General features: G+C 37.5%; 6 protein-coding genes. 5 read left to right on the forward strand and 1 reads right to left on the reverse strand.

What is annotated here, in order from left to right:
• From PLK24_RS05185 to PLK24_RS05195, 3 genes are all read left to right on the forward strand, one after another.
• Positions 1 to 1,997 (forward strand): ABC transporter ATP-binding protein (locus tag PLK24_RS05185; protein ID WP_324476955.1); only part of this gene is annotated, 1,997 nt, incomplete at its 5' end.
• A 198-nt stretch (positions 1,998 to 2,195) separates the two neighbouring features.
• Positions 2,196 to 4,949, forward strand: coding sequence for an alpha-L-rhamnosidase (locus PLK24_RS05190; protein WP_324476957.1), 2,754 nt, complete (start codon positions 2,196 to 2,198; stop codon positions 4,947 to 4,949).
• Positions 4,950 to 4,997: 48 nt separating this feature from the next.
• Complete coding sequence (locus PLK24_RS05195) at positions 4,998 to 5,132, forward strand: hypothetical protein (RefSeq protein WP_324476958.1); 135 nt, start codon at positions 4,998 to 5,000, stop codon at positions 5,130 to 5,132.
• Positions 5,133 to 5,181: 49 nt separating this feature from the next.
• On the opposite strand, the gene PLK24_RS05200 is transcribed toward PLK24_RS05195, so the two are convergent.
• On the reverse strand, positions 5,182 to 6,132 hold the full coding sequence (locus PLK24_RS05200; protein ID WP_324476960.1) for an L-lactate dehydrogenase: 951 nt from the start codon (positions 6,130 to 6,132) through the stop codon (positions 5,182 to 5,184).
• A 687-nt stretch (positions 6,133 to 6,819) separates the two neighbouring features.
• Here PLK24_RS05200 and PLK24_RS05205 point away from each other — a divergent pair.
• Together PLK24_RS05205 and PLK24_RS05210 are read left to right on the forward strand one after the other, a co-directional pair.
• Complete coding sequence (locus PLK24_RS05205) at positions 6,820 to 7,359, forward strand: TspO/MBR family protein (RefSeq protein WP_324476962.1); 540 nt, start codon at positions 6,820 to 6,822, stop codon at positions 7,357 to 7,359.
• 154 nt (positions 7,360 to 7,513) lie between these two features.
• On the forward strand, positions 7,514 to 8,647 hold the full coding sequence (locus PLK24_RS05210) for a uroporphyrinogen decarboxylase family protein (protein WP_324476963.1): 1,134 nt from the start codon (positions 7,514 to 7,516) through the stop codon (positions 8,645 to 8,647).
• Positions 8,648 to 8,918 lie beyond the last annotated feature (271 nt).

Here is an 8,918-nt window from a genome sequence, read left to right on the forward strand (position 1 = left end):
ATAAAATGTTGCTTTCGGTACGTGGTTTAAAAACTTATTTTTATATGGGAAATGAAGTAATCAAAGCCGTAAACGAGGTAGACTTTGATCTTGGAGAGGGGGAAATCCTGGGCATAGTGGGAGAAAGCGGTTCAGGGAAAAGCGTATGTGCCCGTTCAATTTTACGCATTTTACCAGTTCCACCAGCTAAAATTTCTGGAGAAATATATTTTAAAGGCGAAGACCTCTTAAAATTGAATGAAAGTCAGATGCAAGGGATAAGAGGGAAGGAAATATCGATGATTTTCCAGGAACCCATGACCTCGCTAAATCCCGTTCTCACTATTGGGCAACAAATTGCTGAATCAATTATTTTCCATCAGAAACTTAATAAAACGGAAGCTTGGCAAAAAACCATCGAGATCTTAGAATTGGTAAAAATTCCCGAGGCTTCTCGAAGAGCAAAAGAATATCCTCATCAACTGAGCGGGGGAATGAAACAAAGAGCGATGATTGCTATGGCTTTATCTTCCAATCCCTCGTTTTTGATTGCCGATGAACCCACTACGGCACTGGATGTTACCATACAAAAACAAATTCTTTATTTAGTTAAAGATATTCAGGGAAAATTAGGTACTTCGGTATTATTTATAACTCATAACTTAGGAGTTATTGCCGAAATTGCTGAAAAAGTTTTAGTAATGTATGCTGGGAAAATTTTAGAATATGCTTCAGTAGAGGAGCTTTTTTATCAACCACAACACCCCTATACTTCGGGACTACTCAAATCTCTACCCCGACTCGATGCTCCTCAAGGAACTGAATTAAATACCATACCGGGGAGAGTGCCCCCTCTCTCTGCTTTACCTCAGGGTTGTGTATTTCATCCCCGATGTTCTTTGGCAGAGAAAAAATGTCGAGAAGAAGAGCCTCCTCTTTTCAAATTGAGTGAAAACCATTTAAGTAGGTGTTGGAAAAGCGATCAAATTGAAAAACAAGATTCGAGAACAAAAATATCTACCTTTTTGGTTGGAAATCAAAAGAAATTTTCCGACGATTATTTGCTTAATGTTAAGAATTTAACCAAGCACTTTCCAATAAAGAGTAGTATGTTTAGCAAAGAAAGAAAATATGTAAGAGCAGTAGAAAAGACAAGTCTTTCTTTAGCAAAAGGTGAAGTTTTAGGGCTGGTTGGTGAAAGTGGCTGTGGAAAAACCACCTTGGGAATGTGCATTCTAAGGTTAATCGAACCAACTGGCGGAGAAGTGATATTCCGGGATAAAAATATAGTTCAACTGAAGGATGAAGATTTACTCTCGATGAGAAAACATATGCAAATAATATTTCAAGATCCCTTCGGATCGCTTAATCCTCGCACGAAGATTAAAGATATTGTCAGAGAGCCTCTTTTTATTCATAAATTAGCCGAAAGCAAGAGCGATGAAGAAGCAAAGATTATTAAATTACTGGGAGAAGTGGGTTTGGATGAAACCTGTGCAAATAAATATCCTCATGAACTGAGCGGAGGGCAAAGACAGAGGGTAGCCATTGCTCGGGCTTTGGCTGTTTCTCCGGAGTTTATTGTATGCGATGAATGCGTATCAGCTTTGGATGTTTCAGTTCAAGCCCAGATTATTAATTTATTAGAGGATTTGAAAAATAAAAAAAATTTATCTTACCTTTTTATATCTCATGATTTAAGTGTAACAAAGCATATAAGCGATAGGGTTGGCATAATGTATTTAGGAAAAATTGTGGAGATGGCTGATTCAGAAAATATTTGTTCTTCACCAAAACACCCTTATACCAAAGCTCTTATTTCTTCAGTGCCTATTCCCGATCCTAATCTTAAACGAGAGTATATTCCGCTAACCGAAGAAATCCCTAGCCCAATTAACATTCCTACCGGCTGTGGATTTCACACTCGTTGTCCATTTGTTACAGAAAAGTGTAAGACTCTTGAACCAGAGCTGAAGGAAGTTGAAAAAGGTTGGTTGGTAGCTTGCCACTTTGTATGAGAAAAGAAGAATTATTTCACATTGAAGATAAAATAGAAGAGTCAAGTTTGTAACAAATTTCTGGGAAGAGTCTTCGTTTAAAAATTATCACGTTTCATAGAAATGAGAAATATAATTCTGTTTTAGCCCTCTTATTACAAACGATTAATTATTTGATATAAGAATTTTCCTTCTTTTAAAAAAGGAGTAAGAAATTATATGGAGAATAAGAATATAAGAGTTGCTCAACTATCTTGTGAGTACACTTCTAATCCATTGGGCATTAATAACCTTAAACCTCTTTTTTCTTGGTCAATCCATCATTCAGAAAGAAACCAAAAACAATCAGCCTATCAAATAATTGTTGCATCCAGTCTGGAAAATGCTAAGAAGAATATTGGAGATATGTGGGATAGCAAAGAAGTAAATACTGACCAATCAACCGTTAAATATCAAGGTAAATTATTGGAGAGTAAAAAAACTTACTATTGGATAGTACGGGTTTGGGATAAGGATAGAAATATGAGCCCTTATAGCGAAATTTCCTCTTTTGAAGTGGGATTATTATACCCTGAAGATTGGCAAGGACTTTGGATAGGAAAACCGGGTAAAGGTAGTCCTCTTTTTCGGAAAGAATTTAAAATAGATAAAGAAATTAAAAGAGCAAGAGTGTATGTCTCCGGATTGGGTTACTGTGAGATACGCTTAAATGGTGAGAAAGTGGGAGATAGGGTTCTGGATCCTGGCTGGACTGATTATGATGAGGTAGTTCTTTATTCTACTTATGATGTTACTTCTTTATTAAGAAAAGGAAGTAATGCAGTAGGGGTGATGTTGGGGAACGGACGTTTTTGCCCTCCTGATGAAGTGGTTAATAAAAACCCTTATAAGCTGAAAAAGTATCATAACTATCCTATTTTCATTTTAGAAATTTATATAGAATTTGATGATGATTCTTTGGTTAGTATTATTTCTGATTCTAATTGGAAAACCAAAGATGGCCCGATTATATTTAACGACATTTATGATGGAGAAATATATGATGCCCGTTTGGAAGAAGAGGGGTGGGATGTGGCCTTATATGACGACTCAGCCTGGGAGTTTGCTCAGGAAGTTGTTTCTCCCCAAGGCAAAATGAAATCTCAGGCTACTTTTCCCTTCATTAAAGTGGATAAAATACTTCCACCTAAGGAACTTACCTCTCCAACTCCCGGGACTTATATTTACGATTTTGGTCAAAACTTCAGCGGTTGGGTGCGATTAAAGGTTTCTGGGCCTCGAGGTACTCAGGTTAAATTAAGATACTCAGAGCTTCTAAACGAAGACAGGAGTTTAAATACAAATCCGAACCAAGGCGCTGAAGCCACCGACATTTATATTTTAAAAGGACAGGGAGAAGAAATTTATGAACCTCGCTTTACTTACCATGGTTTTCGTTATGTAGAAGTTACGGGATTTCCTGGTATCCCTTCTTTAGAAACATTAGAAGGGTGTTTTGTCCATTCAGAGGTTAAATCTACAGGAAGTCTTTTTACCTCTTGTTCATTGGTGAATAAAATTCATGAAAATATTCGCTGGGGTCAACTTAGTAATTTAATGAGCATTCCCACTGATTGTCCTCAAAGGGATGAGCGAATGGGATGGTTGGGAGACGCCCAGCTGGTTTCGGAAGAAACTATATATAATTTTCAAATGATCGGATTTTTTAAAAAATGGTTGGTTGATATTAAGAAATCCCAAAAAGAAGATGGAAGCGTTCCGGATTTGGTGCCTCCTTATTGGGATTTTTATCCAGCAGATCCAGCTTGGGGTACTGCTTGTATAAGCATACCTTGGGATTTGTACCTCTATTATGGTGATCGAGAAATTTTGGAAGAAAACTATTCTATGATGGAGAGATGGGTAGAATTTCTCCACTCTCAGTCAAAAGATGGTATCTTAGAATTGGGAAAGTATGGTGATTGGTGTCCTCCTTGGCATATTATATCGGTAGAAACTCCGATTTCTCTTGTTTCCACTTGGTTCTACTATCGCGACACTCTCCTTCAATCTAAAATAGCAAAAATTTTAGGAAATGTTGAAGATCATGACAGATTCCTCAAAAGAGCCGAAGAAATAAAAATATCCTTCAATAAAAAATTCTTAGGAGATAAGAATTTCTATGGTTGGACCGAGGATTGGTATCGCACTTATTTACCTTCAAATGCTTCTATAGGGGACAAAGAAATCACATCGAAAAGACTACATAGGTATCTTAGAAGCCAAACAGCTAATATTCTTGCTCTTTATTCAGAAATAGTACCTGATGATAAAAGGAAAACTATATGGAGAGAATTAATAGATGACATTGTAGTCGTTCATGGTAACCACCTTAACACCGGGATTATTGGAACAAAATACATCTTAGATGTTTTAACTGAAAATGGAGAAGTTGATTTAGCTTTCAAGTTAGTTACTCAGGCCACTTATCCCAGTTGGGGATATATGATAAGAGAAGGAGCAACCACTCTTTGGGAGCGATGGGAGAGTCTTGCCGAAGAAGGTATGAACTCTCAAAATCATATTATGCTAGGAACGGTTGATGCCTGGTTCTATAAATATTTAGTAGGTATTCAGGTAGATCCTCATTTTCCAGGCTGGAGAAAAATTATTATTAAACCTTATCCAGTCAAAGATCTAAATTTTGCCAGTGCTTCCCTGGAAACTTTTCGAGGTCTTATTTCCTCCGCTTGGAGGAAAGATGTTAATTCTTTCTTCCTACAGGTATCAATACCAGCAAATAGCCAAGCCGAGGTTCAGCTTCCTAAGATGGGCTGGAAAAATATAGTTATTGAAGAAGGAGGAGAGAATATTTGGCAAAAGGGAACCCTGGTTTCTCAAAAAGAGGGAATTGATTATGCTAAGGAAAATGAAGATAGAATAATTATCCAGATTGGATCAGGGGATTATCAATTTAAATTAAAAGAAGAGTAAAGCAATAAGTTGTTAACTCGCTGAAGGGTTTTTAATAAATATCATTTTATGGGAAAAACTACTTTCGATTTACTATCAGGTTATTTTATCCGACAGCTCACCGATCGGTTTCGAGAAGAACGACGAGCTGGTTCAGTCCGTATTCATCTCTATTTCATACGCCGACAGCATCGAGAGATTTAAAGAGTGATGTTCCTATTATTCTTTTAGTATTCTTCCCATTGCTATACTTTTATTCAATTCCCATTTCTTTTGCGGCTTTTTTAAGTACGGCTGCCGAAGAGCGAAAGGCAGTTTGTTCTTGTTCGTTCATATTTAATTCGATGATTTTTAAAATTCCTTCTTGACCCAAAACAACCGGCATTGATAAACACATGTCAGTTACTCCTAAATAGCCATCAATCAAGGTGCTAACCGGGAGGATTCGACCTGAATCTTTAAATATGGCTTCGATCAACGTACAGGTTGCCAGGGCGATAGCATGATTGGTGTATCCTTTATGTCGATAAACTAACATTCCTCCATCTTTAGCTTCTTCAAAAACTTCGGCAAGGTTTTTCAGTGGACAGGTTTTCCGACAGACAGGTAAAGAATTCTCCATTCCCATTCCACCAAAATCAGCCAGGCTCAGAACCGGGAATTCACTTTCACCGTGCTCACCTAAAATGTAAGCATGAATGTCCTCGGGGTGGATGCCGCTATATAGCCCAAGCAAGGAACGGAAGCGCCCACTATCGATCAAAGTGCCGGTTCCTATGACTCGGGAAGGAGGAAAATTCGATAAACGTATGGTGTAATAGGTCATGATATCCACTGGATTAGTTATGATTATGAAAATTGCTTCAGGGCTGAGTTGGGAAAGTTGAGGGATGAGATTCCGAAAAAGAGTAGCATTACCAGTACCCAAATCTAAACGGTTTTTCATGTTGGTCATAGGAACTGATGCTGAAACGACGATGATATCCGAATGGCTGGTTGCTTCAATCGGTCCGGCATAGATTTTCATGGGATGGGCAAAAGAACTGGCGTGAATAAGGTCATAAGCTTCACCTTGAGCTTGATGGTTGTTTTCACCAACTAAAACCATTTCTTTGGCTAAACCCTTCATGAGAATGGTTAATGCCAGCATTGATCCGACTCTTCCAACTCCTACCAGTGATATTTTTTGTTGGTTTTGATTCATGAGACATTCTCCTATCCTAAGGAATGGTGATGAATAGTCATTTTATCTTCATCCTGACCTTTTCCCATCAATGGAAGATCAAGAAATTATATTGATTCATCATCCTGAGTCCTTACTTTTCGAGGGTGCGAGGACCTCATTTTTTAATTATATTATAAAAGATATTTTTCTATAAGAGATTGCCACGTCGTTCGACCTAAAGGAAAGTTGAACTCTTCACAATGGCGGATTGAGCAGTTGAGATCCTCACGCGGAAAAACACCGCTCAGGATGACAGATTAAAGACACCCTCCCCGCCGCAAAGCGACACCCCTCCAAGGAGGGGAATTTTTAAATATATTCCCCCATTGAGGGGGGATTTAAGGGGGGTGTGCCTTTATCTTTTTGGTTTGATCACTTTTCACCCATTCCGGTATTTTCAGGATAGGCCTTCATACCACCAAGTGACACCAGAATAATCTACCAAATAAAAAATAATGACAAAAAGAAATTAATTTTGTATTCTTTTCTTGTAAAATATTAATTAAAAAGTACTCTTTTTATAATAGGAGAGAAAAATGGTATTATTTGATACAATATATTTAAATTATATTCATGTTCTGGTTTTTTTGAAATAGCTAATCAAGGATACCATTTCTTTGGTTTTTTCTGCCAGGCCAATCTGGAAACCGAGGTGGTAGTGATACGATGAGACAGTATCGAATTGAGCAAATCCAGAGTATAAAAGATTTCAGAAACCAAAGGAAAACAACTGAATTCCAAGTTTGGAAACTCATAATCAGTATTGTAATTTGTCAAAGTGTGGTTTTTGTTGCGAGTTGGTATACAGCCAAATCTATTTCAACTTGGTATGAAACTTTAAAAAAACCTCCATTTACTCCTTCGATGGGGATAGTTGGTCTTATCTGGATCATTCTCTACGCGCTTATGGGAATTGCCCTTTACCTTATTTGGAGAAAAAGTGGTACTGATTTAAGTGTTGCTTCTGCAATGGCAATCTTTTTCGTTCAACTATCTTTGAATGTGCTGTGGATTTTCGTTTTTTTCGGTTTAAGGCTCCCTTTAGGTGGAATTTTTATAATAATCCCCCTCTGGATTTTTATTCTACTGACCTCCATAAAGTTTTTTCTTGTCGATCGAATTGCTGGATATCTTATGATACCTTGTTTAATATGGATAAGTTTTGCCAGTGTATTAAATGCATTTATTATTCGGTTAAATCAATAGATTCTTCAAAATGCTTCTTGATTCTTCAATTAAAAAGTGAACAGGTTTTAATATCTTATAAGTTATTTTTAAAGATATAAGTAACAAATCTTATGAGTATGAAAAGGATAAATAATTAGAGTAGTATGAATAGGTTTTAGGAAAGGGGAGAACAATGGAATTAAGCCCAAGAGAAAGAATTATCAGAGTTTTAAAGCGCCAGGGGGATTTAGATCGTATTCCCTGGAGCTTCCATTTCGGGGCCAGTTCGGCTTTTACTCCGGGCTCCTATAAAAAGTTTACTGAGCATACCAAGATAACCAATGTCAATGACTATTATCAATTTGAAGTTAGAATAGCTCACTCTGACGAGATAGAACAGCAATTCCACACTTCGTCTTCAAATTTTGGCTTGAAAATGCTCCCTAATGGAATCAAGGAAGACTATTTTGAACCCTCCCTCCCTCAAGGAACATCGATGACTTCATGGGGAGTTGGTTTGATAGAGTGGCCGGATAATCCCGGTTCAGAACAAATGATTCACCCTTTAGCTAATAAAAACGATTTAAAATCCATCGAAGAATATCCGATACCGGGAATAGATCAGGATAGTTTTCCTATCGTTCAGAGAAGAGCCCAAGAGATAAAGTCGAAGGGGTATATTTCATCAGCTTATTGTGGGAGCCTTTATGAATGGTCTCATTGGCTTCGGGGAATGGAGACTTTTATGGTTGATTTATTAGCGCGTCCGGTTTTTGCCCAAACACTTTTACGAAAGGTTGCAGATTTTACCTATAAATTTGCCCGTGCTCATGCTGAAGCTGGAGTGGAAATTCTTTGTTTTTATGATGATTATGGGATGCAGAGTTGTCTTCAGATTAATCCATCCTTATGGAGAAAATATCTTAAACCAGAATGGGAGAGAATTATTGGGGATTTGCGTTCGGCTTATCCCGACCGATACTTTTTCCTTCATTCCTGTGGGAATATCGAACAAATCATTCCAGATCTGATTCAGGTTGGATTTGATGTTCTTCATCCCATTCAACCAGAATGTCAAGATTCAGAGCGAATCATCCGGCAATATGGTGATCGTATCAGTTTTTGGGGAACGATAAGCGTACAGAATACCCTTCCTTTTGGAACCGTTGAAGATGTTGATAAGGAAGTAAAATCTCGTATGGATTTGGCACGGCTTATTCCATCTTTAATTGTTGCACCCTCCAATACTTTGGGCCAAGAAATTCCCATACAAAATATTATTGCTTATACTGAAGCCTGTCAGAAGTATTGCCATGTTGAGTGCTAAAATTAAGAATAAACATTCTTGCCATAATTGTGGTACCAGATGAGGATGAAAATCAAGATTCGACATTCCATGGCAGGTCGCTATATTAATTAAAGAATGGGCACAATACATTGTGCTCCTACAGAAAAACATTCTTTGGTAGGAGCTTGATTTATCATACCCATTCCAAATCCGTCATTCAGGCTGTGTCACATCTGTCACTATTTAGCCGTAATCTTTCGTAGATTCAAAAAATTTCAGATAAAAGTTAAGCTCAGAATAGATCTCGGCT

Source organism: Atribacter sp., from assembly GCF_035418125.1.
In the GTDB taxonomy this organism is placed as follows: domain Bacteria; phylum Atribacterota; class Atribacteria; order Atribacterales; family Atribacteraceae; genus Atribacter; species Atribacter allofermentans.

Excerpts from the sequence above, each read along its gene's own strand:
- PLK24_RS05190 (WP_324476957.1), top strand. The coding sequence starts at position 2,196 with ATGGAGAATAAGAATATAAGAGTTGCTCAACTATCTTGTGAGTACACT.
- PLK24_RS05195 (WP_324476958.1), top strand. The coding sequence starts at position 4,998 with ATGGGAAAAACTACTTTCGATTTACTATCAGGTTATTTTATCCGACAG.
- PLK24_RS05200 (WP_324476960.1), bottom strand. The coding sequence starts at position 6,132 with ATGAATCAAAACCAACAAAAAATATCACTGGTAGGAGTTGGAAGAGTC.
- PLK24_RS05205 (WP_324476962.1), top strand. The coding sequence starts at position 6,820 with ATGAGACAGTATCGAATTGAGCAAATCCAGAGTATAAAAGATTTCAGA.
- PLK24_RS05210 (WP_324476963.1), top strand. The coding sequence starts at position 7,514 with ATGGAATTAAGCCCAAGAGAAAGAATTATCAGAGTTTTAAAGCGCCAG.